This window comes from Thalassovita mangrovi (genome assembly GCF_009857745.1).
GTDB lineage: Bacteria > Pseudomonadota > Alphaproteobacteria > Rhodobacterales > Rhodobacteraceae > Thalassobius > Thalassobius mangrovi.
In genome coordinates this window covers 389,619-414,015 of the sequence record NZ_WWEN01000002.1, presented here as the reverse complement: position 1 = coordinate 414,015, position 24,397 = coordinate 389,619, and the positions used below count along the sequence as shown (strand labels likewise).

The following is a 24,397-nucleotide window of genomic DNA, read 5'->3' as shown; positions in this document are numbered from 1 at the left end:
CTCGGGGGTGAATGCGCCGCAGGCGCAGAGGGGGCAGGGCCCCCTAACCCCGCCGCGTCCCGCATTCCGATCGGATAAAATCGGAAACCGTGCGCTTTTAATGCTTGCCAAACAGCCCGCTTTCCGGAACTAAGCCCGCATGGGAGAACGAAGGGCAATAGGGAAGACAAGGCGCGGCCTCGGCACGCTTTTCCTGTCGTTCCTGCTGACCCTGCAGGTTTCCCTGGCATTCTTCCCGGTTCAGGCCGCGGCGTCCGGCGACGGCATTCAGATCGTCATCTGCGGCGCGGGCGGCATGCGCACGGTCACCTATGACCCGACCGACGGGACGATCACCGAAGGTTCCGGCGAGGAAGTCGTCACCAAGTGCCCGTTCTGCATCATCGGGCTCGCGGCGTTCACCGAGGCCCCGGAATGCCTTCCCGTCGCGCTGGACCGGAAGCCGAGCGAAATCGGCCGGTCCACCGCCTTCGACCTTCCCGACGACCTTCGGCACCAGCGCCCGAACGCGATCCGGGCGCCCCCTGCCTCTCTCTGATTTTCTGATCTGAAAACCTGGGCATCGCATGGCCGGCAACCGCCGGACCATTGGCCCATCCAATCGACAAGACAAATCTTAGGGACAGAACATGTATACCCATTTCCCGGTCCGCCTGAGCGCGACCGCCCTGCTGCTTGGCAGCCTTTCCACCGTCGCGCTTGCGCAGGACGCTGACACCCCCCTGGCCATCGATGCCGATCTCGGCGAAATCGTCGTGAAGACCGATCGACCCGTGGCGGGCGCCTCGTCCTATGAATTCACCCCGACGGGGCAGATGAGCACCCCCGCCGCCGATGGCGGCGCGCTGCTGTCCACGGTTCCCGGCGTCACGGCGGGCCGCATGGGCGGTCACGGGCTGGAACTGGTGATCCGCGGCCAGTCGCAGAACCAGCTCAACATCATCGATGCCGGCTCCTTCACCTTCGGCGGCTGTCCGAACCGGATGGACCCGCCCGCCACCATCGCCAACGTCGCCAGCGCCGACAAGATCATCGTCGAGCGTGGCTATGCCAGCGTGACCTACGGGCCGGGCGGCAGCGGCGGCACCGTGATCCTGGAACGCGAAGCCCCCGAATTCGAGGACGGCAAACGCTGGGAGGCGGAAATTCGCACCGGTCTCAGCTCGAATTCGAACACCCGCGAAATGGGTGGTTCGTTCAGCTATGACCTGGGCCACGGATTCTATGTCGAAGGTTCGGGCGAAGTCCGCACCGCCGACAATTACGAAGATGGCGATGGCAACGAGATCCGCAGCGCCTATACCCAGAAAACCGCCGGCCTGACCTTCGGCTATGACCGCAACGGGCTGGACCTGGCGCTGGATCTGGAACGCGACCGGGCCGAGGACGTGCTGTTCGCCGGGGCCGGGATGGACAGCCCGCTGTCGGAAACCAACACGATCCGTCTGCGCGGCGGCATCGACCTGAACCAGGGCGCGCTGCGCCGGATCGAGGGCAACCTCTATCAGAGCAATGTCGATCACGTGATGGACAACTATTCGCTGCGCGACCCGTCGGCGATGATGGGGATGATCGCGCCGACCACCTCGGACACCTGGGGCGGCAAGATCGAGGCGCAGCTGGATTTCGGCCGCACCCGCGCGAAGATCGGCGTCGATCACCTGTCGAACAACCGCTTCGCAGAGGGGTTCATGGGCCCGATCGCGCTGATCGAAGCCTATGATCCGTCGCGCCAGGTGGCGCTGACCTGGCCCGACGTGACCATCGCGCAGACCGGGCTTTACGGTGAAACCGAAACCGATCTGAACGACCGCACCGTGCTGAAGCTCGGCGCGCGTTACGATTATGTCCGCGCAACCGCCGGCATGGCGGATGTGGTGCCCAGTTCGATGATGGCGACGATGTCGGCCAACGATTACTACACCGCGCAATACGGCACCACCTTCGACGAGGCGCGCGAGGAACATAATTTCAGCGGCCTGGCCCGGCTGGAATATGAACTCGACGCCGCCTCGACCGTGTTCTTCGGCGTGTCGCGCTCGGTGCGTACCGCGGATGCCAACGAACGGGCGATGGCCCGCGCCAACTGGGTCGGCAACCCCGACATCGATCCCGAGAAGCACACCCAGGTCGATATCGGCTATGAAACCGTGCGCGCCAACTGGAGCTTCAACGCCACCGCCTATGTCGACCGGGTCGACGATTACATCCTGCGCGATGCGTTCTCGGTGCCGGGCGTGACCACCTATCGCAATGTCAGCGCCGACCTGAAGGGCGTCGAACTGTCCGGGGCGTGGGAAAATGGCGGCTGGCAGGTTCTGGGCGACATGACCTGGACCTACGGCCAGAACCGCACCGACGACCGCCCGCTGGCGCAGATCCCGCCGCTGCAGGGCAAGATCACCATGTCCTACGGTCAGGATGCATGGCGCGCCGGGGGCCGGGTGAACTGGGCGATGGAACAGGATCGGATCGATCCGTCCCGCGATCCGGGCGTGACGCCGGGCTATGTCACGCTGGACCTGTTCAGCAGCTACGAAGTGTCGAAGAACGCGGTCCTGCTGGCGGGCGTGGACAACGTCATGGACGAAACCTACGCCAACCACCTGAGCCGGTCGAACAGCTATGACCCGACCCTGGTCCAGGTGAACGAACCGGGCCGGACCTTCTATGTAAAACTGGAAGCCCGGTTCTGATCGCCACTTGATGCCAAAAGAGGGCGCGCCGCCGAAAGGTGGCGCGCCTTCGCCTTTCCCGGTCGCGGGCGGCAGGGGCCTTGCGCAACTGTCCCGTTGACCTTTCGCCTTGCCGTGTTAAACCCCGGCCAAGCTGAAAGGATGTAGACCGATGAACCTGTTCTCCGATATCCGCGCGCTGGTGCTGGACATGCTGGACCAGATGACCCAGGCGGGCGATCTGCCCGAAGGGCTGGATTTCGCCAATGTGGCAGTGGAACCGCCACGTGATGCCGCGCATGGGGACATGGCGACCAACGCCGCGATGGTTCTGGCCAAGCCCGCCAAGATGAAGCCGCGCGACATCGCCGAGAAGCTGGCCGAGAAGCTGGCCGCCGATCCGCGCATCACCAGCGCCGAGGTGGCAGGCCCCGGTTTCCTGAACCTGCGGCTCGATCCGTCGCTGTGGCAGGGCATCGTCAAGACTGCGCTGACCGATGGCACTACCTATGGCCGGTCCGTTCTGGGGCAGGGCAAGAAGGTCAACGTCGAATTCGTCTCGGCCAACCCGACCGGCCCGATGCATGTGGGCCATACCCGTGGTGCGGTGTTCGGCGACGCGCTGGCCGCGCTGCTGGATTATGCGGGCTACGACGTCACCCGCGAATATTACATCAACGACGGCGGCGCGCAGGTCGACGTGCTGGCGCGCTCGGCCTTTGAACGCTACCGCGAAGCCAACGGGCTGGAACCCGAGATTGCCGAGGGGCTTTACCCGGGCGACTACCTGATCCCGGTCGGCGAGGCGCTGAAGGAAAAGTATGGGCCGACCCTGCTGGACAAGCCCGAGGCCGAATGGCTGGTCGAGATCCGCGATTTCGCCACCGAGGAAATGATGGCGATGATCCGCGAAGACCTGGCCAGCCTGGGCGTCACGATGGATGTCTACTACTCGGAGAAATCGCTTTACGGCACCGGCCAGATCGAGGCGGCGCTGGAGCGGTTGGAAAACCTCGGCCTGATCTATGAAGGCGTGCTGGAGCCGCCAAAGGGCAAGCTGCCCGAGGATTGGGAAGAACGCGAACAGACCCTGTTCAAATCGACCGAATATGGCGACGACGTCGACCGCCCGGTGAAGAAATCGGACGGCGCCTGGACCTATTTCGCCCCCGATATCGCCTATCACTGGACCAAGGTGGAACGCGGCTTCGACATGCTGATCGACGTGTTCGGCGCCGATCACGGCGGTTACGTCAAGCGGATGAAGGCCGCCGTCGCGGCGTTGTCGGAAAACCGTGTGCCGCTCGACATCAAGCTGATCCAGCTGGTGAAGCTCTACAAGAACGGCGAACCGTTCAAGATGTCGAAACGGGCAGGGACCTTCGTCACCCTGCGCGACGTGGTCGAACAGGTGGGTGCCGACGTGACCCGGTTCCACATGCTGACCCGCAAGAACGACGCGCCCTTGGATTTCGATTTCGACAAGGTGCTGGAACAGTCCAAGGACAACCCGGTCTTCTACGTGCAATACGCCAATGCCCGGATCTGTTCGGTGCTGCGCAAGGCGGCCGAGGCGGGCATCGCGCATGACGACGCCACCCTGGCGGCGGCCGACCTGTCGAACCTGAGCCACGAGGCGGAACTGAACGTCGCCAAGAAGCTGTCGGAATGGCCGCGCCTGGTGGAAATCGCCGCGCGCCACAATGAGCCGCACCGGGTCGCCTTCTACCTTTATGAGCTGGCCAGCGATTTCCATTCGCTGTGGAACCGCGGCAACGAAGACATGTCGCTGCGCTTCCTGCAGGATGACGACGAAGCGGCCAGCCAGGCGAAAATCGCGCTGGCCCGTGCCGTGGCCGTTGTTATTTCCGCCGGTCTTGGTATTCTGGGCGTAACTCCGGTGGAAGAGATGCGCTAACGCACCACCGCCGGATCGTGATGAGCAGCTAAACGACGGGGGACGCCCCGCCGGCACGAGAGGCGAGTATGGCGGATATACAGGCAGACGGGCGCGAAGCAGCGCCCGCAAAGGGCAAATCCATCGCGACGATCACCAACTGGGCCGGGGCCGCAGTATCGCTGGCGCTGGTCGTGGGCGTCGGCGTCTGGGGCTACAAGCTGGTAATGCGCGACGTCAGCGGTGTGCCGGTGGTGCGCGCCGCAGAAGGCCCGATGCGGGTGATGCCCGAGGACCCGGGCGGCGCGCCGGCGGAAAACCAGGGGTTGGCGGTGAACAAGGTCGCGGCGATCGGTGTGGCGGAAAAGCCCGCCGACCGGCTGATCCTTGCGCCGCGCCCGGTGGACCTGACCGATGAGGACAGCCCGACCGCCAAGCTGAACCTGATCAAGCTGACCGCGCCCGACGATGCATCCCCCGAACAGGTGGTGAAAACTTCCGTCGAGGCGCTGGTCAAGGACCTGACCGACGGTGCCAAGCCGTTGAGCGCTGTCGCGGAACCGCAGGACGCTGCGGCCGAGCCTGAAGACACCCCCGAACCCGCAGCGGTTGCTGCCGCTCCCAGGGCCGGTCTGGCCACCTCGCTGCGGCCCAAGCTGCGTCCGGCGGGCGGGCGGCAGGTGGCGTCGGTCGATCCGGCGGCGACGGCGGCGGCTTTGGGCATCGATGTCGATCCGGCGACGCTTGCCCCCGGCACCCGCCTGGCCCAGCTCGGCGCCTATGACAGCGCCGAGGTGGCGCGCAAGGAATGGGACCGCATGGCGGCCCGCTTCGGCGAATTCATGGAAGACAAGCAACGGGTGATCCAGAAGGCCGAAAGCGGCGGGCGCACCTTCTACCGGCTGCGGGCGCATGGCTTTGCCGATCTCAGCGAAGCGCGCCGGTTCTGTTCGGCGCTGGTGGCCGAAAAGGCCGAATGCATCCCGGTCACCACCAAGTGAGCAATTTCGGCGCAACCATCCTCGATCCGCTGGGGCTGCGGCTGAGCGCGGAGGAAAAGCGGTTCTTCCGCGATGCCGACCCGTTCGGTTTCATCCTGTTCGCCCGCAATATCGAAAGCGCCGATCAGATCCGTGCGCTGTGCGCCGACCTGCGCGATGCGGTGGGGCGCGAGGCGCCGATCACCATCGACCAGGAAGGCGGCCGGGTGCAGCGGCTGCGCCCGCCCCTGGGCACCGAATGGTTGCCGCCTCTGGATCACTCGCAGGCGGCCGGGGAGGATGCGGCGGAGGCGATGTATCTGCGCTACCGCATCATCGCGGATGAACTGCGCGCGGTGGGGGTGGACAGCAATTGCGCGCCCCTGGTCGACGTGGCGACCCCCGACACCCATCCGTTTTTGCAAAACCGCTGCTACGGGTTTGATGCGGGCACCGTGGCGAAACTGGGCCGCGCGGTGGCGGATGGTCTGCTGGATGGCGGCGTGCTGCCGGTGGTCAAGCACATTCCCGGCCATGGACGCGCGGTCGCGGACAGCCACTTGGACCTGCCGGTGGTGTCCGCCCCGCGCGATGATCTGATCCGCAGCGATTTCGCCCCGTTCCGGGCGTTGAACGACCTGCCGATGGGGATGACCGCGCATCTGGTTTACGACCGGATCGACACCCGCCCCGCCACCTTGTCGCCGGTGATGATGGACCTGATCCGCGACGAGATCGGCTTCGACGGGCTGATCATGACCGACGATATTTCGATGAAGGCGCTGAGCGGCGATCTGGCCGATCTGTCGCGTGACGCGATCGCGGCGGGCTGCGACGTGGTTCTGCATTGCAACGGTAGCCTCGACGAAAAACGCAAGGTGGCCGAGGCCTCGGGGCTTCTGTCCGACGCCGGGCAGGTGCGGGCCGAACGCGCCATCCTGGCCCGCCACGACCCCACCGAGGTTGACATTCTCGCCCTCAGGGCCAAGCTGGACGCGCTGTTGAACGGGCGCGGGCATGGCTGAGGACGAATTCGACTTCGAAGAAGACAAGCAGGAAGAACAGAGCGTCGCCGAACGAATGGCGGCGGAGGCCCTGATCGTCGATGTCGACGGGTTCGAGGGGCCGCTTGACCTGTTGCTGATGCTGTCGCGCACCCAGAAGGTCGACCTGCGCAAGATTTCCATCCTGCAACTGGCGGAACAATACCTGGCCTTCGTCGAGAAGGCCAAGGCGCTGAGGATCGAACTGGCCGCCGATTACCTGGTGATGGCGGCCTGGCTGGCCTTCCTGAAATCGCGGCTGCTGCTGCCGCCCGATCCGACCGAGGAAGGGCCTTCGGGCGAAGAACTGGCCGCTCACCTGGCGTTCCAGCTGGAACGGCTGCAGGCGATGCGCGATGCTGCGGCGCAACTGATGGCGCGCGATCAGAAGGGCAAGGATTTCTTCGTGCGCGGGCTGCCCGAAGGGGTCGAGCGGGTCAAGCGGGTGACCTACACGGCGACGCTGTTGGACCTTATGCAGGGCTATGCGCGTATCCGTACCCGCGACGAATTCCGCCCCTTCGTGATGGACCGGGATTCGGTTTACACGATGGAACAGGCGCTGGAACGGATGCGCGGGCTGATCGGGTTCGCCGGCACCTGGACCGATATCAGCAGCTATATTCCGGCCGGTTGGGAAACCGATCCGGTCAAGCGCCGCTCGGCCGCCGCCGCAACCTTCGCGGCGTCGCTGGAGCTGGCCAAGGAAGGCAAGGTGTACCTGCGGCAGGGCGGCACGTTCGAACCGATCGAACTGCGCAGAAGGGAAGATGAGCGCAATGGTTGAGGAAATGTCGGACCGTCCGGAAGAGCAGGTCGTGGAACAGGAAGAAAGCCTGTTCGAAGCGCCGCCGATGGGCGAACAGGAACGCATGGTCGAAGCGATGCTGTTTGCCTCGGCCGAACCGCTGAGCGTGAAGGAGCTGGAAGACCGGATGCCGCATGGCTGCGATGCCGCCGAGGCTTTGGTGCATCTGCGCAAGCGCTACGAGGGGCGCGGCGTGCATGTGGTCAAGGTGGGCGATGCCTGGGCGATCCGCACCGCTGCCGACCTCGGCTTCCTGATGCAGAAGGAAACCGTCGAGGTGCGCAAGCTGTCGCGCGCCGCCATCGAAACGCTGGCGATCATCGCCTATCACCAACCGGTCACCCGCGCCGAGATCGAGGAAATTCGCGGCGTGTCGGTCAGTCGGGGCACGGTGGACCAGCTGCTGGAAATGGAATGGATCCGGTTTGGCCGTCGCCGGATGACGCCGGGGCGGCCGGTGACCTTCGTGGTGACGCAGGAATTCCTCGATCAGTTCGGGCTGGAAAACGCCCGCGATCTGCCGGGACTGAAGGAATTGCGCGCCGCCGGTCTGCTGGACAACCGCCCGCCGCCCGGCGCGATGCCGACGGTGGTCGAGGGCGAGGAAGAAGAAGAGGGCGGCGAAGAAATGGGCCAGGGCGAGATGTTCGAGGATTGAGCCGGACAGGTTACCGCCCGTCAGCGGGATGCCCTTAAATTGGCACAATTTTCGCCTATATCCTCGGGAAACGAGCGCAGGAGAGCCCCATGAACGCCAACCAACTGATCAACATGATCATCCGCCAGGTCGTCCGCAAATTCGTCAACAAGGGCGTCAATGCGGGTGTGAACAAGCTGGCCGGCGGTGGTGCACAGGGCAAGCAGGCGCAGCAGGGCGTCAGGCGCGCGCGTCAGGCCGCCCGGATGGCGCGCCGTCTGAACAAGTAGGGCAGGGCAGGATCGCCTCGATACAGGCCAGCGCGGCGCAGAGCGCCGAGACGCCCAGGCAGGCGGACAGCCCCGCCGCTTCGAACGGGAAGCGGAACACCATCGCGCCGCCCAGCACGCACAGATAGGTCGAAGCCGAATTCAGCCCCATGATCGCGCCGCGCTGTTTCGGGTCCAGCGCCGTCAGCCGCGCCACCACCGCGTTCAGCCCGAAATGCTGGAAGATCCCCCAAAGGAAGGCGGCGGCCAGCAGCAGCCCGAACTGCGACGCGCTCAGCGCCATAGCGGTATAGGACACCAACAGCCCGGCAAAACCCAGCAGCGTCGCTCGTCGCGCGGGCATCCGGTCGACGAACCGGTCCAGAAACACCGCCAGCCCGAAACCGCTGCCATAGGCGAAAGTGACCAACCCGGCGGCCGAGGTGGTCATTTCCAGCGTGTCGACCACATGCGGCCCCATGAAGCTGTAGGCGCCGAAGAAACCCAGCATCAGCATCGCGTTGGAAAACAGCCCCCGTGTGATGCCCGGCACCCGCAGCCCGGTCAGCGGCGAGGTGGGGGCGGTTGCGGTCATCGTCACCCGCATGTCGCAGCGCCCCAGCAGAAGCCAGATCGCACCGGTCACCCCCGCCATCAGCGTGTAGACGCTGCGCCATCCGGCGATATCTGCCAGCGACGCGGCCAGCACCACGCCGCCCACAAGGCTGAGCGTCCAGCCGGTCAGCACCGTGCCGATGGTCTGCTTTTCCCGCCCCACAGGTCCCACCTGCGCGGCCAGCGAATAGATCGCGGGCAGGGCCATGCCCGCGCCCAGCCCGGCGATGGCATGGGCGATCAGCAGCACCGCGACAACCGGGGCCAACGCCGACAGGATCAGCGACAGGATCAGCAGCAGGCAGGCCTGCCGCAGCGCCTTGTCGGCGCCGATCAGATCGGCGCGCGGGGCCAGCACCAGCGCCGACAAAGCGGTGCCCGCGCCATAGGCGCCCATCGCCTGGATGATGTCGCCGGGCTGCGCGCCCAGATCCTGCGCCACGACGGTCGCAATGGGCGGCAGCACCAGCGAATTGGCGCCGACAACGCCGATGGTGGCGGTCAGAAGGGGGATGGGGCGTGTCAGCATCTTGCCCCAGCGATAGCGCCTTCGCGGGGGCTTGGGAAAGCGGAACCTGACGGGGCGGCGGGTGACGCTGCGGAATGGATCAGTGGCAGCGCAGCGGATAGGTCAGCCGCACCGGCGTGTCGGGCAGGGCGCGGGCGGCGTCGAAACAGGTCACCCGGCCAACACCGTCGGCCCAGTAGAGATGCGGATCGACCGCTTCGGCCGATTGGGCATCCGTGCGGTGGACCTCGAAATGCAGGTGGTTGAGAGCCCCCGCCAGCGCCCCGGTCGATCCCACGCGGCCGATCTGCTGGCCGCGGCTGACGTGATCGCCCTTGGCGACCGTCCGTGCATCCAGATGCACCGACCGTGTGATGATCTGGCGTCCTTGGGCATCGGTTCCGTGGCTGATTTCCACCCGGTTGCCATAGGCCGGTTCGTAAAAGGAGGCGGTCACGACACCGCTTGCAGCAGCCACGACCGGGGTGCCGCGCGGCGCCAGCACGTCCATGCCTAGGTGATTGCCGCCCTGACCGCCGGTATCGCGGCTGTCCGGGATGCGGCGGAACTGCTGCCCCACGGGGGGCGCGTTGGGCGGCATGATCACGTCGATCCGCGCCGTCGTATAGGCGCTGTAGGGGGCCGAAGAGCCGTCGGGGGGCGTGGAGCAGCCCGACAGGGCCAGTAGGGAGAGGCAGGCAATCGTCGCGGCGCTGTGATACTTCATGGCCTCTCCCGTTTCCGCTCAGGGGGCGCGGAAATGTTTCGACAGTTTCAGCCCCTGACCCTGGTAATTCGAGGCGATGCCGGACCCGTAGAGCTGCTGCGGAACCTCGGCCATCTTTTCATAGACCAGGCGGCCCACCACTTGCCCATGTTCCAGCACGAAGGGTGCTTCGTGGCAGCGTACCTCCAGCACGCCGCGCGATCCTGCGCCGCCCGCCGCCGCATGGCCGAAACCGGGGTCGAAGAAGCCCGCGTAATGGACGCGGAATTCGCCCACCATCGCCAGGTAGGGTGCCATTTCGGCGGCGTATTCGGGCGGGATATGCACCGCTTCGCGGCTGACCAGGATGTAGAAGGCGCCGGGGTCGAGGATGATCTGGCCGTTTTGCGTCCGCACCTCTTCCCAGTATTCCGCCGGGTCGTATTCGCCGATCCGGTCCAGGTCGATCACCCCGGTATGGGGTTTCGCACGATAGCCGACCAGCGTGCCCTCGGCGGGTTTCAGATCGACCGAGAAGCCGAGGCCCTCATCGATCACCGCCTCGCCGTCGACCAGCGGGGTTTCAGCGTGCAGGGCGCGCAACTCGTCATCGCTCAGCACCGCCTGACCGGCGCGGAAGCGGATCTGGTTCAGCCGCATACCGGGGCGCACCAGAACGGAGAAGGAGCGCGGGCAGATCTCGGCGTAAAGCGGGCCTTTGTAGCCGGGCTGGATGCGGTCGAATTCCTCGCCCCCGTCGGTGATGGTGCGGGTCAGCAGGTCCAGCCGCCCGGTGGAGCTTTTGGCGTTCGCCACCGCCTGGATACCCTCGGGCAGGTCCAGGAGCTCCATCAGCGGCACGACATAGACGCAGCCCTTTTCCAGAACCGCCCCCTGGGTGAGGTCGATCTGGTGCATTTCGAATTCTTCCAGCCGTTCCTGCACGGTGCGGCCGTGCCCGGCGAGGAACGAGGCGCGCACGCGCCAGGCGCGGGTGCCGAGGCGCAGATCGAGGCTGGCGGGCTGGATCTGTTCGGGAATGATATCGGGGCTGGCCGCGATCTGGCCCTCCGCGATCATCCGCTGCAATTCCTGGCTGGGCAAAACGCCGGTCATGAAGATCATCCCCTTTGCAATTGACCTGTCTTAGCAAAGCCGGGGCGGGGAGCGGAATAGGGAAAGCTCAGAAACTTGCGCGCCAGACGTTTTCAGGCGCTGAAAACGCCCCGAAATTCCTGCGGAATTTCGTTATTCGGTCGCGATCGTGGTGCCGGGGCCGTTTTCCGGCACGGAAAACGGGGCGAAATCTGCGTCAGATTTCGCCCCCTCGGTCTTACTCTTGGCCCGGCTTGACCCGCGCCGCGGTCTTGTTGGCAAACGCCTCCAGCCGTCCGCGCGAGGCGGGTTGGGTGTTCACGATGCCCGCCACCACGGATTCGGCATAGGCCGCGTCGAGCGCCGACATGTTCTGCATATGGCTGATGGCAGAGCAGATCGCGAAGTTGGACAGCGGCGGGTTCTGCGCCGCCGCGCGGGCGAGTTCATAGGCCTTGGCCTCGCTGTCCTCGACCAGGTATTGCGCCAGCCCCACCTGCACCGCTTCTTCCTTGGCATAGATGCGTCCGGTCAGCATCATGTCGATCATCCGCGCCTTGCCGACCAGATCGGCCACCCGGATCGTCGCGCCGCCGCCGGTGAACAGGCCCCGCTGGCCTTCGGGCAGGGCGAAATAGGTGCTTTGATCCGCGATCCGGATATGGGCGGACGACGCCAGTTCCAGACCGCCGCCTACGACGGCGCCCTTCAGCGCGGCGATGATCGGAACCCCGCCATATTCCATCTTGTTGAAGGCCTCGTGCCAGCGCAGGCACAGATGCATGAATTCTTCCGGTCGGCGGTCTTCCTGATGGTGTTCCACCAGGTCCAGCCCGGCGCAGAAATGGGTGCCCTCGGCGCGCAGCACCACGGCGCGGGCGCCCATGCGGGGCAGGCTGGAAAAGACCTCGATCAGTTCCTCGACGGTTTCGGCGTTCAGCGCGTTGCGCTTGGCCGCGCGGTTCAGCGTGACCGTGGTGATGCCATCGGCATCCATGGTCACCACCAGGTTTTCCAGGGCGAAATCTTCGACGGTTTTACTCATGCTCTCCTCCGTGCATTCGGGGCGCTGCCGGGGCGGCGCCGTTGCCCGACCATCCGCGACAGTGCGGGTGGAATCAAGCGGGGGGAGAGGCGAAAATTGACCGCATGGACGGATTTGCCAAGAAACGTTGCGTCGCGAACGCGGCTGCACGAACCGGGACGAACGGGTTCCCTTCCCGGCGTGGGATGGGCTGGCAGGCGATTTTCATGAAGGGTGATAGAGGGGAGAATTGGTCGGGCTAGCAGGACTCGAACCTGCGACCTTCCGTCCCCCAGACGGACGCGCTACCAGGCTGCGCTATAGCCCGACGGTTTGGTCTTCATAGCGATTTTCAGGGCGGGGGCAAGGGGCAATCGCGATTTTCTTCACCGGTCGCGGGATGCTTTTCCAAGCGCATCGGCATGGGACCGGACCCGCTGCAGAATCGGGGCCAGATCGGCGCCGGGCAGCTTGGCCTGGCGGGTCATGATGCGCGACAGGATGCCGGGGGCAGGGGCCTCGGCGGCGGGCGTTTCGGGCGCTTGTTCTGCGGCGGGCTGTTCCTCGGATTCGGCCGAAACCTGTTCCTCGGGCGCGGCTTCCGGTTCGGGTGCAGGTTCCGCTGCCGCTTCCGGCGCGGTTTCCGCTTCGGGGGCCTCTGCGTTGGCATCCTCAACCGGCTCCGCCGCGGCGGGTTCCGCGGCAGGGGGGAATTCGAACAGCGAGGCCTGTTCCGGCTCGGCGGCGGGTTTCGGCTTTGCCGGAGCCTTGGCCGGGGCAGGTTCAGGGTCCGGCCGCTTGAAGGCGACGAGGTTGTCGGTGGGCTCCGCTTCCGGCGTCGCCATCGGTGCCGTTTCCGGCTGCGGGGCAGGGGCGGCCTCGATCGTTTCGCCGCCGTCCAGCGGCTGCGACAGCGCGGCGACATGCTGCACGCCATTTTCGCGCAGCAGTTTCTGGACGCCCTTGATGGTCATGCCGTCGTCATGCAGCAGTTTCTTGATGCCACCCAGCAGCAGCATGTCCTGCGGTCGGTAATAGCGCCGGCCACCGGCCCGCTTGACCGGTTTGATCTGAGTGAACTTGCTTTCCCAGAAGCGCAGCACATGGGCCGGACGGTCCAGCCATTCGGCAACTTCGCTGATGGTGCGGAAAGCGTCGGGCGATTTCGCCATCCGAGCTTATCCCTTTTTGGCGTTTCCTGCGGCGACCCGTTCCTTCATCAGGTGCGACGGGCGGAAGGTCAGGACGCGGCGGGGGTTGATCGGCACCTCTTCCCCGGTCTTGGGGTTGCGGCCCACGCGGGCGGCCTTTTCGCGGACCGAGAAGGTGCCGAAGGACGAAATCTTGACCTGCTCACCCTCGACCAGGGCGTCGGACATGTGGTTCAGCACGCTTTCAACCAGTTGGGCGGAATCGTTGCGCGACAATCCGACTTCGCGGAAGATCGCTTCGCTCAGATCCATCCGGGTTAGAGTCTTTCCAGTCATCACAGGAGCCCCCCATTGTTTGGTCAAACATGAGGTAAGGTATTTTCCGAGTCAATATCAATGGCTTGCAAGAAGGGGCTGAAACGGCCCTTTTTACCTTACCAGCGCAGAACCACCGCGCCCCAGGCCAGCCCGCCGCCGATTGCTTCGGCAACCAGCAGGTCGCCCTTCTTGATCTTGCCCTGTTCGACGCCCACCGACATCGCCAGGGGAATCGATGCGGCCGAGGTGTTGCCGTGGTCCTGGACGGTCACGATGACGTTGTCCATCGACAGGCCCATCTTCTTGGCGGTGCCCTGGATGATGCGGATATTGGCCTGGTGCGGCACGATCCAGTCGACGTCGTCGTCGTTCAGCCCGGCCTTTTCCAGCGCCGCTTCGGCGGTGGCGGTCAGCTTTTCCACCGCCTGGCGGAACAGCGGGTTGCCCTGCATCCGCAGCTTGCCCGAGGTGCCGGTAGTGGACACGCCGCCATCGACATAGAGCATGTCGCGGAAGCGTCCGTCGGAATTCAGGTCCGAGGCCAGGATGCCGCGATCGTCACTGGTGCCTTCTGCCTCCTCGGCTTCCAGTACCAGCGCGCCGGCGCCGTCGCCGAACAGAACGCAGGTCGACCGGTCGGTCCAGTCCATGATCCGGCTGAAGGTTTCCGCGCCGATCACCAGCACCCGCTTGGCCTGACCGGCGAGGATCAGCGCATTGGCATTGGTCAGCGCGAAGATGAATCCGGCGCAGACCGCCTGCACGTCGAAGCCGAAGCCCCGGGTCATGCCCAGCTTTTCCTGCACCATGGTGCCGACGGACGGGAAGGTCAGGTCCGGGGTCGAGGTGGCGACCAGAACCGTGTCGATGTCGTCGGGGTCGAGCCCGGCATTGTCCAGCGCCGCACGCGCCGCCTTGACCGCCAGATCCGAGGTGGTTTCCCCCTCGGCGGCGAAATGGCGCCGCTCGATCCCGGAACGGGTGCGGATCCATTCGTCGGAGGTGTCGAGGGTTTCTTCAAACTCGCTGTTGGGAACGATACGTTCCGGCAGATAGTGGCCAACGCCTTTTACAACAGCGCGTATTGTCATTCTTTCTCACCGTTCTCGGACTGCTCAGCGGACCCATCTTGAACCTGCTCCTGGGCAGATGCAACCCGTGCCGCCAGTTTGTGGGAAAAGCCCGATTGCGATAGCTGGAAGGCCAGCTTCACTGCCGCCGCGACACCGGTCGCATCGGCCGATCCGTGCGATTTGACCACCGTTCCGTTCAGTCCCAGGAACACCCCGCCATTGACCCGGCGCGGGTCGATCCGCTTCTTCAGGCGCTGCATCGAGGTGACGGCCAGTACCGAGGCCAGCCGCGACAGGGGCGAATACTGGAAGGCTTCCTTCAGCAGGTCGCCGATCAGGCTGGCGGTGCCTTCGCCGGTCTTCAGCGCGACATTGCCGGTGAAACCGTCGGTGACGATCACGTCGCAGGTGTCGCCGGGAATATCGCCGCCCTCGACGAAGCCGACGAAATCGAATCCGGCATTGTCGGCATTGGACTTGATCAGGTCATGGGCCAGCTTCAGTTCGGCCCGGCCCTTGTGTTCCTCGGTGCCGACATTCAGCAGCCCGATGCGGGGCCTGTCCAGCCCCAGGCCGTTGCGGGCATAGGATGCCCCCATCAGCGCGTATTGCAGCAGGTCACGTTCATCGGCGCGCACATCGGCGCCGACATCCAGCATCACGTTGAACCCTTGGGGATTGCGCGACGGCCACAGCACTGCGATGGCAGGACGGTTGACGCCGGGCAGCTTGCGCAGCCGCACCATCGACAGCGCCATCAGCGCGCCGGTGTTGCCGCAGGACACGCAGACATCCGCGTCGCCCGAACGCACCGCTTCCAGCGCCGACCACATCGAGGTGTCCTTGCCGTGGCGCATCACGTGGGACGGTTTGTCCTCCATCGTGACCACGCCTTCGGCGTCGCGAATCTCGACCCGACCGGTAAGCGCCTTCTTGCGCGCGACCAGCTTTTCCAGCTCGGCCTTGGGGCCGTGCAGGATGAAGCCGATATCGGGGTTCTTCTTGGCCGAACGAGAAATACCGGCGACAACTGCCGCCGGTCCTCGGTCGCCACCCATGGCGTCAACGGAGATGATGGTGCGCCCTGCACCCGCCGTGGATTGATCCTGCAAAGCGGTCATTGCGGACGCCGGTCCCCGAGTTTTGCGTTACGCCGCGTCTTCGTCCAGGTCGATTTCGTCAACCAGGGCGACGACTTCACGATCGGCGTAGTGGCCGCAGGATGCGCAAACGTGGTGCGGGCGCTTCAGCTCGCCGCAGTTCGGGCATTCGTTGGGGTTTGCCGCGACCAGCGCGTCATGTGCGCGGCGGTTGTTACGGCGCGACTTGGATACTTTGTTCTGCTGGACAGCCATGTCACAACCTCAATTTCCTATGGGCGCAGGCGGCCCGGTTTCACGTGGGTTCGTGGCTCATATTCGGTCCGTGCCGACATGTCCAACCCAAAATTCGAATGAGCGCCGGAAAATACTGCGAATCCGCTTAGGCGCAAGTGTTTTTTTCAGTCTTTCTTTTCCAGCTTGTCGCGCAGCGCGGCAAGCCCGGCAAAGGGTTTGGTTTCCTCGTCGGTCATCGCCTTTTTGCCCGGTTCGGTGAACTGGGCCTCGGACAGTTCCGCGCCCTCGGCGCGCGGGTAGAGCGGCAGCGCCAGCGACAGGGATTCGATCATCATGGCGGCCGGGTCGATCACGTTGCCCAAAGGTTCCAGCGTGTCGTCCTCGGGCATTTCCACCTCGTCTTCGTCGCTCGCGTCCTCGGGCAGTTGCGCGACAAAGCGCCGGGTGATCTTTTCGTCGATCCTCGTGGTCACCGGGGCCAGAGTGACCACGCAGGATTGCACCACCGTCGCGCCCAGATCGGCACTCAGCAGCCAATCCTCGCGCCCCTCGGCGCGAATCTCGCCCTTGAAACGCAGCTTGCGCAGCTCGACCAGCCCCAGTTCCCGGGCGATGGCGGCAAGCGCGGCCTCGTCCGGCACCAGTTCGAACCGGGTCGGGCGGGTGGTGGGCAGGTCGGCGACGCGCAGGGGGTGGCTGGGCAGGCTTGTCATGATCGGGCGGGTTTCCTCTGCTTGAACCGGAAGCATTCCTTCTGTAAGCGGGATAAGAGGCGCAGAGGGCCAAGGCAAGAGGACAGCAATGTCACGCATGCGAAAGACGATCAGAACCGCCGCCGCCGGACTGGTGATGTTGGCGATGGCCGGATGCACCGCGATGTATCGCAACCACGGATATGTCCCCACTGACGAAGATCTGGCCGGGATCGTCGTCGGCGTCGACACCCGCGACAGCGTCGCCGAATCCATCGGCGCGCCGGGCGCGACCGGGGTGCTGAACGACAGCGGCTATTATTACGTGCAAAGCCGGGTGCGCCATTTCGGCGCGCAGCGCCCCGAAGTGATTGATCGCCAGGTGGTGGCGGTCAGCTTCGACAAGCGCGGCGTGGTCAGCAATGTCGAACGCTTCACCCTGGAGGACGGCCGTGTCGTGCCGCTGACCCGCCGGGTGACCAGTTCGAACGTCGCCAACAAGGGCTTCCTGCGTCAGCTGCTGGGCAATATCGGGCAGATCCGCGCCGGGGACTTCGCCAGTTAAGACCGGGCATCGCGGCGCGGTCCGTTTCGTCACATCCCTGATACAGCTTGTGTGTTAGGGCGGTCGAAACTACCTTTTGTCCTGTGGGCAACGCAGCCGGAGCCGTCTGATGCTGTCATTGAAAAAGGGGCGCTATACCACGCGCCTGGCCGAAACTGCCGAAGATATCGCAGCCGCGCAGCGCCTGCGCCACCTGAGCTTTCACGGCACCGAGGGGGTGGACGCGGACGGGTTCGACGCCATCTGCACCCATGTCCTGGTCGAGGAAAGCAGGACCGGGCGGCTGGTCTGCTGTTTCCGCATCCTGCCGCTGACCGGCGGCAGCGAGATCGGCCGCAGCTATTCGGCGCAATATTACGAATTGTCGGGGTTGCAGGACTTCCAGGGGCCGATGGTCGAAATGGGCCGGTTCTGCATCGATCCCGCGGTCAGGGACCCCGATATCCTGCGCGTGGCCTGGGGCGCGATGACCCGCTATGTCGACGATAACGGGGTCGAGATGCTGTTCGGCTGTTCGTCTTTCCACGGCACCGACGAACAGGAATACCTGGACGCCTTCGCGATGCTGAAGGAACGCCACCTGGCGCCCAAGCGCTGGCTGCCGCGGGTGAAGGCGCCGCAGGTGTTCCGGTTCGGCCAGAAGCTGCGCCGCAAGCCGGACGCGAAAAAGGCGATGCTGCGAATGCCGCCCCTGTTGCGGACCTATCTGCTGATGGGCGGCTGGGTGTCGGACCACGCGGTGGTGGACCCGAGCATGAACACGCTGCACGTGTTCACCGGCCTTGAGATCAGCGCCATCCCGCCGGCGCGCAAGCGGCTGTTGCGCGGCGTGGCGGGGTAGCAGGGGGCGCTGCCCCCGTCGCCCGTGCCGGACGACTCCCCCGGGATATTTTAGAACAGAAGAAGCAAGGGTTCTTGACCTTGTTCAGGGGCGTCGTTAGCTGCGAGCCATGGCACGTATTCCTTTGCTCCAACTGAACGATATCTCGCTGACCTTCGGCGGCGATCCGGTGTTTCACGATCTGTCGCTGGTGGTGCAGCCGGGCGACCGGGTGGCGCTGGTCGGCCGCAACGGGTCGGGGAAATCCACCCTGATGAAGGTGATGGCCGGGCTGGTCGAACCCGACCGCGGAACCCGCGTGGTGCCGCCCGGCGTCAGCGTTGGTTATATGGAGCAAGACCCTGACATGGCGGGGTTTTCCACGCTGGGCGATTATGCCGCCAGCGGGCTGGACGCGTCCGAGATGTACCGGGTGGAAATGGCCGGCGAAGGGTTGAAGTTCGACCCCGCGCGCGCGGTCGAAACCGCCTCGGGCGGCGAGCGGCGGCGCGCGGCGCTGGCCAAGCTGATGGCCGAGGCGCCCGAGCTGATGCTGCTGGACGAACCCACCAACCACCTGGATATCGAGGCGATCGCCTGGCTGGAAAACGAGCTGCGCGAGACCCGCAAGGGATATGTTCTGATCAGCCACGACCGCGCCTTTCTGCGCGCACTGACCCGCGCAACCCTTTGGATCGACAGGGGAAGTGTGCGGCGGCAGGAACGGGGCTTCGACGATTTCGAGGCCTGGCGCGATAAGGTCTGGGAAGAAGAGGACCTGCAGCGTCACAAGCTGGACCGCAAGATCAAGTCCGAGGGCCGCTGGGCGGTCGAGGGGATTTCGGCGCGGCGCAAGCGCAACCAGGGACGGGTGCGGCGGCTGCAGGACATGCGGGCCGAACGGGCGGGCCAGATCAGGCGCCAGGGCGCGGCGGCGATGGAATTGGCCGCGGGCCCGAAATCCGGCCGTAAGGTTGTTGAGGCTGTTGATATTTCAAAGGCTTACGGCGAAAAGGTGATCCTGAGCAAATTCTCGGTCAAGATTCAGCGCGGCGACCGGGTGGCCTTTGTCGGCCCCAATGGCGTGGGCAAGACGACGCTGCTCAAGATACTGATGGGGCAGGAAAATCCCGATGAGGGCACGATCAGCATCGGCACCAACCTGATGCCTGCCGTGTTCGACCAGGCGCGGGCGCAGCTGGACCCGGAAATGACCCTGTGGGACAGCCTGACCGGCGATCCGGACATGCGGGTGTCGGGCAAGGCGGACCAGGTGCTGGTGCGCGGCCAGCCGAAACACGTGGTGGGCTATCTGAAGGAATTCCTGTTCGACGAACGGCAGGCGAGAGCGGCGGTTAAGTCCTTGTCTGGCGGGGAAAAAGCGCGTTTGCTGCTGGCCAAGCTGATGGCGAAGGAAAGCAACCTTCTGGTGCTGGACGAACCGACCAACGATCTGGATATCGAAACGCTGGACCTGCTGCAGGAATTGCTGGACGATTACGATGGCACGGTTCTGCTGGTCAGCCACGACCGCGATTTCCTCGACCGGGTGGCGACCACCACCATCGCGATGGAGGGCGATGGCAAGGCCACCGTCTATGCCGGCGGCTGGAGCGATTATCAGGCCCAGAAGGCCGAGGCTGAGCCGAAGGAAAAGAAAGAAAAAGCAAAGCCTTCCGAGGTGAAGGTGAAGTCTGATGCGAAGGCTGAGGCGAAGCCCGCCGAGGGCCTGTCCTTCACCGAAAAGCACCGGCTGGAGGCGCTGCCGGGGATCATCGAGCGGCTGGAAGCGGAGATCGGCAAGCTTGAGGAATTCCTGATGGACCCGGAGCTTTTCAGCAAGGAACCGGTGAAATTCCAGAAGGCCACCGACGCGCTGGTCGAGCGGCAGCAGGCGCTGGCGGCGGCGGAAGAGGAATGGATGGCGCTGGAGGAAAAGGCCGGCGGCTAGGCGCTGCAGAACTTTGTCGGCATTTGCGGGATTTGTAGCGCCAAACGCTACGGATGGCCCGGGCGCCGATTCCGGTGCATACTCGGCCCATTGCGAGGCAGCATAAAGGGGCCGGGATGATCAGGGGCGTGGTGCTGGATATTGCCGGGGTGCTGTATCAGGGCGACCACGCGGTGCCGGGCGCCATCGCGGCGCTGGACCGGCTGAAGGGCGCGGGATTGCCCGTCCGATACCTGACCAATTCGACCCGAAGCCCGAAGCGCAAGATCGTGGCGAAGCTCGCCGCGATGGGGTTCGCGGTCGACCCGGCGGAGGTGCTGACACCCGCCGAGGCGGCCTGCGACTGGCTGAAGCGCGAAGGCTATGCGCCGCATCTGCTGGTCCATCCCGACCTGGAGGAGGATTTCGCGGGTCTGTCCGGCGGCGAACGGACCGCTGTGGTAGTCGGCGATGCGGGGCCTTTCTTCACTTATGAGCGGATGAACGCGGCGTTCCGGGAACTGGTGAAGGGTGCGCCGTTGCTGGCGCTGGCGACCAATCGGGTGTTCCGGGACGCGGATGGCGCATTGTCGCTCGACGCCGGGGCCTTCGTGCGGGCGCTGGAATATTCCAGCGGCAGCGAGGCGCTGCTGTTCGGCAAACCGGCGGCCGAGTTTTTCCACACCGCCGTACGGCGGATGGGATGCGATCCGGACGAGGTGGCGATGATCGGCGACGACGCCGAAAGCGATGTCGCCGGGGCGCTCAAGGCCGGGCTGGGGGGCGCGTACCTGGTGCGGACGGGGAAGTATCGCGCGGGCGATGAGGCGCGGTTTGCGCCGTGTCCGACGGCGGTGGTGGCGGATGTTGCCGAGGCGGTTGAGACGGTTCTTCAAAGCCGCGACTAGAGTGGGGTGCCGGGTCTGAGGCAGAAGAAAACCGGGGCGGGTCTTGGTGGTCTTTGCCCCGCCTTGAATGGACCGGAAAGTTACAAGCTGTCGTCATCTCCTATCCTTCCAAAAGCTTCGGGGCAGACCTGAGCCGACTGTCAGATTCCCTCGGGTCACTTCACAATCCGGGCGAGGTTTGCCTCGTCGTTGTTTAATCTGCCAATCATGCCCCTTTATTGGGTTGACACTCTATCTTAGCACCGCTTAGTTGCGGGCGAACTTACTACTGCTTAGATTCGTGAAATGACCCAAAAACCCTACCACCACGGCGATCTGCGCCACCTTTTACTCGACACCGCGAAACGCGTTGTCGAGCAAAGCGGGGCCGCACAGCTCTCTCTGCGCAGCCTTGCCGATGAAGCGGGCGTCTCAACCGCGGCGCCCTATCATCACTTCAAGAACAAGACCGCATTGCTGGCGGCCGTCGCCGCAGCAACGATGCGGGAATTCAACGCGTACCTGACGTCGAGTTTCGATGCCGCGCTTTCCCCGCAGGAGCGGCTTGAACGGCTGGGCGTCGCTTATGTGACCTTTGCCCGGGATCACCCCGAGCTTTTCAAGCTCATTCAGTGGTCGGATCGGCAAGCCGAAACCACCGATCAAGAGCTCGCAGAGCTGCGAAAGGAGAATTTCGGCATCCTGTACGCGGCGGTCGCCGACTGCCTGCCCAAGGCGAGCGAGGAGACGCGCCACACCGCATGTGCCGCCGCCTGGAGCCTCGTTCATGGGGCTGCGGTGCTGGTCCTTGATGGTCGGCTGGGGCTGATCACGCCAATGGAAAATCTTGACGCAACGATTACGAAGATCGTCCGGAAACTCGATCTTCTTAGAGAAATTGAAGGAAATATCGAATGACAACTCCTCTTATTATCATGTCGCTTCTCATGGTCCCGGCATTTATCGCGGCGCTTGTCGGGTTTTACCGGGATCGGCCCGCGCTTTATATCGTCGGCGGCCAGATCGGGCTGGTGTTTGCGTTTGCGTTTTTTTCGGTTGGGCATTTCGCGATGACCGACGCGATGGTCGATATGCTGCCGGGCTTCGTTCCGGCGCGAAAATACTTGGTATATGCCACTGGTTTTCTGGAGGCAGGGCTGGCGATCGGGCTGCTTGTTCCCGGGAGCAGACAGCTTGCGGCGCTCGGCTGCCTGAGCGTTCTGGTGCTTTTCTTTCCGGTCAATGTCTATGCGGCCATCAATGAGGTTGGACCGGGCGGGCATCAATGGGGACCGGAATACTTGTTGCTGCGCGCACCGCTGCAGATCGTTTTGATCTCCTGGACCTATTGGTTCTTTTTGAAACCCAAAGATCGTGCTTTGAACTTAGGTTTCGAAACCTGACGCACGAGGGGCGGCGCGGCGAACGTCACGCGGTGCTGAGACGTCGGAGATGGAGAGCCTTGCTGTCACGCCAAGGTTCAAGAAGCCCGGTCTTCCCCGGCCTTCATGCATCTGCGGGGTTTCAGCCCATGGTCGCGTGGCATATGTAAGAAACAGTCCCGGGGAAAGCCGGGGCTGTTCAAGGGAGTATCCGGCGCGAGGGGCTGACGTGACAGGGGGCATCGATTTGCACGACGTTGTGCTGGCCATCTGTATTGGCCTGCCGCTGGGATTTCTGTTCTACGTTCTCTGCGTCTACACGCGCTGGAAGTCCGGGTCGGACCCGGGCGAACGCTTTGCCACGGCGTATTGGTACACGGAGAAGAACCCGCTGCACCGCGCGTGGTGGCCGGTTGCCGCCGTCCTTGTTTACTTCTTGGTGGTGGTGCTGGCCGGCCTTTAGCAGGGATAGGCAAACGCCGCCCTTCCCACGCCTGCCGTCCAGAGGCGGGCGGCAGGTTTGGAATATAACTGGCGGGCGCGGTCACATCTTGTGGTGGTCGCAGGTGACGTTGGGGTTGAACGGCATCAGCTCGCCCATCGGGTTGTCGCGGAACAGCCAGACGTGTTGGTCGTAATGGGGCATGAAGCCATGCGCCTCGTCGCCCGGGGTTGCCGGGTCGTCGGCCATGTGATCCCAGCTTCGGCCGTTCAGCACCGGCTGCGCGGTCATACCGGCGTCGTTCCACGCCTTTTCGAACACCAGGTTTTCCACCGCGACGAATTCGAGCGATCCGTCCGCCTGCGGCTCGTAGATCAGGATCGAGGGCTGCGACCAGTCGGTATAGGTGGAATTGCCGTCGACGCGCGGCGCCGTGGCGGTGATTTCAAGCAGGGCCGGGTGGATGTAATGGATGCCCATGCCGCCCAGTTCCGGCGGCAGGCCTTCGCCCTTGGCCGAGACGCAGTGATTGTCGGGGGTGATGTAGCCATCCGCCAGGGCGACGTTGATGTCTTTGTATTTCGACAGGTTTTCGCGCATCTGGTCGATGTCGACATCCGCGGCGGACAGGGTCATTGGAAATACGGTTGCTGCAAAAGCGCAGGCGATTAGGCGTTTCATGATAATTCCTCCCATATGGGCGGCCACGGTGGTTTTGCCGGGGCCGAAAATCCCATCATAGCACAATTTGCCTCAAATCGTTGGCACGATCGCTGTTCGGGGCGGTTGATGGGGGGAATTGGCCGATGGCGCGGGGGCCGCGCCTTGCGGGGGCGAATGTGCTATCGTCGTGACAGCTTGGCGCAAGGGGGGGGCGGAGGGCAGGACATGACGGGCCGTCGCATTCTCATCGCTTTTTCGCTGTGGATCGCCTCCATGCGGGCGGTGCTGGGCGGGGAGCAGGTGCCGCCCGGATGGGAGGAGGTCGGCGCCATCTTCGCGGCGCGCTGCATCAACTGCCATTCCGCGCTGGGCGCCGCGAAGGGGCTGCGGCTGGACAGTTACGCGGCGGTCCTGGCGGGCAGCGCGGACGGCGCGGTGGTTCTGCCCGGGGACCCGGCAGGCAGCGAGCTGATCCGGCGGCTGCGCGGCGAAAGCACGCCGCGGATGCCGTTCCTCAGCACGCCACTGCCAAAGGGCGAGATCGATCTGATTGTTCGTTGGATCGAGGCCGGGGCACCGGAAAAGGGGCTGGCGGAAGCGGATATGGCGGATTGAGTGGGGTGGGGTAGAGGGGGCTTTTCGTTTGGTGTGCGGGGAATGGCCGGTTCCAGTCCGAAGCGGACCCATGCGGAGAACACCTTCAGTCAATCCAGCATATGCACGAAGGGCGGAGAGCGGACCTTCGCGTTAAATCGCACGCAAGACCGGTTCGGGCGTGAAGCGGTCGTTCGCCGCGCCCCTGCGAACATGGGCCATGCGGAGTTTGCTGACATTGCGGCCTGGAAGCTTCGAACGGGCACGCCTCGGCAACTCGCTTCAG

General features: G+C 64.6%; 27 protein-coding genes and 1 tRNA gene. 16 read left to right on the top strand and 12 right to left on the bottom strand.

Translation table 11 applies throughout. From position 1 onward, the window contains the following. The first annotated feature begins 139 nt into the window (after positions 1 to 139). The 8 genes from GR167_RS03755 (at position 140) to GR167_RS03720 (ending at position 8,330) form a co-directional block, all read left to right on the top strand. Positions 140 to 538 carry a hypothetical protein gene (locus tag GR167_RS03755; RefSeq protein WP_160972101.1) on the top strand — a complete coding sequence of 133 codons (399 nt, stop codon included), beginning with the start codon at positions 140 to 142 and terminating at the stop codon, positions 536 to 538. A 91-nt stretch (positions 539 to 629) separates the two neighbouring features. Beyond that, positions 630 to 2,696, top strand: coding sequence for a TonB-dependent receptor domain-containing protein (locus GR167_RS03750; RefSeq protein WP_160972100.1), 2,067 nt, complete (start codon positions 630 to 632; stop codon positions 2,694 to 2,696). 151 nt (positions 2,697 to 2,847) lie between these two features. After that, positions 2,848 to 4,593: an arginine--tRNA ligase gene (gene argS, locus GR167_RS03745; RefSeq protein WP_160972099.1), complete on the top strand. Its 1,746-nt coding sequence runs from the start codon at positions 2,848 to 2,850 to the stop codon at positions 4,591 to 4,593. A 68-nt stretch (positions 4,594 to 4,661) separates the two neighbouring features. Beyond that, a complete protein-coding gene (locus tag GR167_RS03740) occupies positions 4,662 to 5,573 on the top strand; it encodes an SPOR domain-containing protein (protein ID WP_160972098.1) in 912 nt (303 codons plus the stop codon). Continuing rightward, entirely contained in the window at positions 5,549 to 6,577 is a 1,029-nt protein-coding gene (gene nagZ, locus GR167_RS03735; RefSeq protein ID WP_160972097.1) for a beta-N-acetylhexosaminidase, read from the top strand. Before GR167_RS03740 ends, nagZ begins: the two co-directional genes overlap by 25 nt. Continuing rightward, a complete protein-coding gene (locus GR167_RS03730) occupies positions 6,570 to 7,382 on the top strand; it encodes a segregation and condensation protein A (RefSeq protein WP_160972096.1) in 813 nt (270 codons plus the stop codon). The genes nagZ and GR167_RS03730 overlap by 8 nt, the downstream gene beginning before the upstream one ends. Further along, entirely contained in the window at positions 7,366 to 8,061 is a 696-nt protein-coding gene (gene scpB, locus GR167_RS03725; RefSeq protein WP_370741241.1) for an SMC-Scp complex subunit ScpB, read from the top strand. The genes GR167_RS03730 and scpB overlap by 17 nt, the downstream gene beginning before the upstream one ends. An 89-nt stretch (positions 8,062 to 8,150) precedes the next feature. Beyond that, positions 8,151 to 8,330 carry a hypothetical protein gene (locus GR167_RS03720; RefSeq protein ID WP_160972095.1) on the top strand — a complete coding sequence of 60 codons (180 nt, stop codon included), beginning with the start codon at positions 8,151 to 8,153 and terminating at the stop codon, positions 8,328 to 8,330. Here GR167_RS03720 and GR167_RS03715 read toward each other — a convergent pair. The 11 genes from GR167_RS03715 to GR167_RS03665 all read right to left on the bottom strand — a co-directional run bounded on the left by GR167_RS03715 (position 8,281) and on the right by GR167_RS03665 (position 16,849). Next, complete coding sequence (locus GR167_RS03715; RefSeq protein WP_160972094.1) at positions 8,281 to 9,453, bottom strand: MFS transporter; 1,173 nt, start codon at positions 9,451 to 9,453, stop codon at positions 8,281 to 8,283. The genes GR167_RS03720 and GR167_RS03715 overlap by 50 nt on opposite strands. A gap of 79 nt (positions 9,454 to 9,532) precedes the next feature. Next, positions 9,533 to 10,159, bottom strand: a complete 627-nt coding sequence (locus tag GR167_RS03710) for a M23 family metallopeptidase (protein WP_160972093.1) — start codon at positions 10,157 to 10,159, stop codon at positions 9,533 to 9,535. Between the two features lie 18 nt (positions 10,160 to 10,177). Next, positions 10,178 to 11,254: a 2'-deoxycytidine 5'-triphosphate deaminase gene (locus GR167_RS03705; RefSeq protein WP_160972633.1), complete on the bottom strand. Its 1,077-nt coding sequence runs from the start codon at positions 11,252 to 11,254 to the stop codon at positions 10,178 to 10,180. Between the two features lie 217 nt (positions 11,255 to 11,471). Beyond that, positions 11,472 to 12,278, bottom strand: coding sequence for a crotonase/enoyl-CoA hydratase family protein (locus GR167_RS03700; RefSeq protein ID WP_160972092.1), 807 nt, complete (start codon positions 12,276 to 12,278; stop codon positions 11,472 to 11,474). A gap of 230 nt (positions 12,279 to 12,508) precedes the next feature. Beyond that, positions 12,509 to 12,585: transfer RNA gene (locus GR167_RS03695), tRNA-Pro, on the bottom strand. 58 nt (positions 12,586 to 12,643) lie between these two features. Continuing rightward, positions 12,644 to 13,429, bottom strand: coding sequence for a MerR family transcriptional regulator (locus GR167_RS03690; protein ID WP_160972091.1), 786 nt, complete (start codon positions 13,427 to 13,429; stop codon positions 12,644 to 12,646). 6 nt (positions 13,430 to 13,435) lie between these two features. Continuing rightward, the gene (gene ihfA, locus GR167_RS03685; RefSeq protein WP_160972090.1) at positions 13,436 to 13,744 is read right to left on the bottom strand and encodes an integration host factor subunit alpha; all 309 of its coding nucleotides are present in this window, start codon (positions 13,742 to 13,744) and stop codon (positions 13,436 to 13,438) included. Positions 13,745 to 13,842: 98 nt separating this feature from the next. Beyond that, the gene (locus tag GR167_RS03680; protein ID WP_160972089.1) at positions 13,843 to 14,817 is read right to left on the bottom strand and encodes a beta-ketoacyl-ACP synthase III; all 975 of its coding nucleotides are present in this window, start codon (positions 14,815 to 14,817) and stop codon (positions 13,843 to 13,845) included. Further along, a complete protein-coding gene (gene plsX, locus GR167_RS03675; RefSeq protein WP_160972088.1) occupies positions 14,814 to 15,920 on the bottom strand; it encodes a phosphate acyltransferase PlsX in 1,107 nt (368 codons plus the stop codon). The genes GR167_RS03680 and plsX overlap by 4 nt, the downstream gene beginning before the upstream one ends. A 27-nt stretch (positions 15,921 to 15,947) precedes the next feature. Further along, positions 15,948 to 16,154: a 50S ribosomal protein L32 gene (gene rpmF, locus GR167_RS03670; protein WP_058263232.1), complete on the bottom strand. Its 207-nt coding sequence runs from the start codon at positions 16,152 to 16,154 to the stop codon at positions 15,948 to 15,950. A 146-nt stretch (positions 16,155 to 16,300) separates the two neighbouring features. Further along, the gene (locus GR167_RS03665) at positions 16,301 to 16,849 is read right to left on the bottom strand and encodes a YceD family protein (protein ID WP_160972087.1); all 549 of its coding nucleotides are present in this window, start codon (positions 16,847 to 16,849) and stop codon (positions 16,301 to 16,303) included. Positions 16,850 to 16,937: 88 nt separating this feature from the next. On the opposite strand from GR167_RS03665, the gene GR167_RS03660 reads away from it, so the two are divergent. From GR167_RS03660 to GR167_RS03630, 7 genes are all read left to right on the top strand, one after another. Next, the gene (locus GR167_RS03660; protein ID WP_370741240.1) at positions 16,938 to 17,393 is read left to right on the top strand and encodes an outer membrane protein assembly factor BamE; all 456 of its coding nucleotides are present in this window, start codon (positions 16,938 to 16,940) and stop codon (positions 17,391 to 17,393) included. A 109-nt stretch (positions 17,394 to 17,502) separates the two neighbouring features. Further along, complete coding sequence (locus GR167_RS03655) at positions 17,503 to 18,234, top strand: GNAT family N-acetyltransferase (RefSeq protein WP_160972086.1); 732 nt, start codon at positions 17,503 to 17,505, stop codon at positions 18,232 to 18,234. 109 nt (positions 18,235 to 18,343) lie between these two features. After that, positions 18,344 to 20,164: an ABC-F family ATP-binding cassette domain-containing protein gene (locus GR167_RS03650; RefSeq protein ID WP_160972085.1), complete on the top strand. Its 1,821-nt coding sequence runs from the start codon at positions 18,344 to 18,346 to the stop codon at positions 20,162 to 20,164. A 116-nt stretch (positions 20,165 to 20,280) separates the two neighbouring features. Beyond that, positions 20,281 to 21,051 (top strand): TIGR01458 family HAD-type hydrolase, encoded by a 771-nt coding sequence (locus GR167_RS03645; RefSeq protein ID WP_160972084.1) that lies wholly within the window; start codon positions 20,281 to 20,283, stop codon positions 21,049 to 21,051. 285 nt (positions 21,052 to 21,336) lie between these two features. Then, a complete protein-coding gene (locus GR167_RS03640) occupies positions 21,337 to 21,948 on the top strand; it encodes a TetR/AcrR family transcriptional regulator (protein WP_160972083.1) in 612 nt (203 codons plus the stop codon). Continuing rightward, on the top strand, positions 21,945 to 22,433 hold the full coding sequence (locus GR167_RS03635) for a DoxX family protein (RefSeq protein ID WP_160972082.1): 489 nt from the start codon (positions 21,945 to 21,947) through the stop codon (positions 22,431 to 22,433). The genes GR167_RS03640 and GR167_RS03635 overlap by 4 nt, the downstream gene beginning before the upstream one ends. Before the next feature lie 208 nt (positions 22,434 to 22,641). Then, entirely contained in the window at positions 22,642 to 22,875 is a 234-nt protein-coding gene (locus tag GR167_RS03630) for a hypothetical protein (protein ID WP_160972081.1), read from the top strand. An 81-nt stretch (positions 22,876 to 22,956) separates the two neighbouring features. On the opposite strand, the gene GR167_RS03625 is transcribed toward GR167_RS03630, so the two are convergent. Further along, positions 22,957 to 23,490, bottom strand: a complete 534-nt coding sequence (locus GR167_RS03625; RefSeq protein ID WP_160972080.1) for a hypothetical protein — start codon at positions 23,488 to 23,490, stop codon at positions 22,957 to 22,959. Positions 23,491 to 23,742: 252 nt separating this feature from the next. On the opposite strand from GR167_RS03625, the gene GR167_RS03620 reads away from it, so the two are divergent. Then, the gene (locus GR167_RS03620; protein WP_160972079.1) at positions 23,743 to 24,132 is read left to right on the top strand and encodes a c-type cytochrome domain-containing protein; all 390 of its coding nucleotides are present in this window, start codon (positions 23,743 to 23,745) and stop codon (positions 24,130 to 24,132) included. Positions 24,133 to 24,397: the final 265 nt, after the last annotated feature.

Bases quoted from the DNA above. Each gene is read 5' to 3' on its own strand.
- GR167_RS03755 (WP_160972101.1), top strand. From the start codon at position 140: ATGGGAGAACGAAGGGCAATAGGGAAGACAAGGCGCGGCCTCGGCACG.
- GR167_RS03750 (WP_160972100.1), top strand. From the start codon at position 630: ATGTATACCCATTTCCCGGTCCGCCTGAGCGCGACCGCCCTGCTGCTT.
- argS (WP_160972099.1), top strand. From the start codon at position 2,848: ATGAACCTGTTCTCCGATATCCGCGCGCTGGTGCTGGACATGCTGGAC.
- GR167_RS03740 (WP_160972098.1), top strand. From the start codon at position 4,662: ATGGCGGATATACAGGCAGACGGGCGCGAAGCAGCGCCCGCAAAGGGC.
- nagZ (WP_160972097.1), top strand. From the start codon at position 5,549: ATGCATCCCGGTCACCACCAAGTGAGCAATTTCGGCGCAACCATCCTC.
- GR167_RS03730 (WP_160972096.1), top strand. From the start codon at position 6,570: ATGGCTGAGGACGAATTCGACTTCGAAGAAGACAAGCAGGAAGAACAG.
- scpB (WP_370741241.1), top strand. From the start codon at position 7,366: ATGAGCGCAATGGTTGAGGAAATGTCGGACCGTCCGGAAGAGCAGGTC.
- GR167_RS03720 (WP_160972095.1), top strand. From the start codon at position 8,151: ATGAACGCCAACCAACTGATCAACATGATCATCCGCCAGGTCGTCCGC.
- GR167_RS03715 (WP_160972094.1), bottom strand. From the start codon at position 9,453: ATGCTGACACGCCCCATCCCCCTTCTGACCGCCACCATCGGCGTTGTC.
- GR167_RS03710 (WP_160972093.1), bottom strand. From the start codon at position 10,159: ATGAAGTATCACAGCGCCGCGACGATTGCCTGCCTCTCCCTACTGGCC.
- GR167_RS03705 (WP_160972633.1), bottom strand. From the start codon at position 11,254: ATGACCGGCGTTTTGCCCAGCCAGGAATTGCAGCGGATGATCGCGGAG.
- GR167_RS03700 (WP_160972092.1), bottom strand. From the start codon at position 12,278: ATGAGTAAAACCGTCGAAGATTTCGCCCTGGAAAACCTGGTGGTGACC.
- GR167_RS03690 (WP_160972091.1), bottom strand. From the start codon at position 13,429: ATGGCGAAATCGCCCGACGCTTTCCGCACCATCAGCGAAGTTGCCGAA.
- ihfA (WP_160972090.1), bottom strand. From the start codon at position 13,744: ATGACTGGAAAGACTCTAACCCGGATGGATCTGAGCGAAGCGATCTTC.
- GR167_RS03680 (WP_160972089.1), bottom strand. From the start codon at position 14,817: ATGACAATACGCGCTGTTGTAAAAGGCGTTGGCCACTATCTGCCGGAA.
- plsX (WP_160972088.1), bottom strand. From the start codon at position 15,920: ATGACCGCTTTGCAGGATCAATCCACGGCGGGTGCAGGGCGCACCATC.
- rpmF (WP_058263232.1), bottom strand. From the start codon at position 16,154: ATGGCTGTCCAGCAGAACAAAGTATCCAAGTCGCGCCGTAACAACCGC.
- GR167_RS03665 (WP_160972087.1), bottom strand. From the start codon at position 16,849: ATGACAAGCCTGCCCAGCCACCCCCTGCGCGTCGCCGACCTGCCCACC.
- GR167_RS03660 (WP_370741240.1), top strand. From the start codon at position 16,938: ATGTCACGCATGCGAAAGACGATCAGAACCGCCGCCGCCGGACTGGTG.
- GR167_RS03655 (WP_160972086.1), top strand. From the start codon at position 17,503: ATGCTGTCATTGAAAAAGGGGCGCTATACCACGCGCCTGGCCGAAACT.
- GR167_RS03650 (WP_160972085.1), top strand. From the start codon at position 18,344: ATGGCACGTATTCCTTTGCTCCAACTGAACGATATCTCGCTGACCTTC.
- GR167_RS03645 (WP_160972084.1), top strand. From the start codon at position 20,281: ATGATCAGGGGCGTGGTGCTGGATATTGCCGGGGTGCTGTATCAGGGC.
- GR167_RS03640 (WP_160972083.1), top strand. From the start codon at position 21,337: ATGACCCAAAAACCCTACCACCACGGCGATCTGCGCCACCTTTTACTC.
- GR167_RS03635 (WP_160972082.1), top strand. From the start codon at position 21,945: ATGACAACTCCTCTTATTATCATGTCGCTTCTCATGGTCCCGGCATTT.
- GR167_RS03625 (WP_160972080.1), bottom strand. From the start codon at position 23,490: ATGACCCTGTCCGCCGCGGATGTCGACATCGACCAGATGCGCGAAAAC.
- GR167_RS03620 (WP_160972079.1), top strand. From the start codon at position 23,743: ATGACGGGCCGTCGCATTCTCATCGCTTTTTCGCTGTGGATCGCCTCC.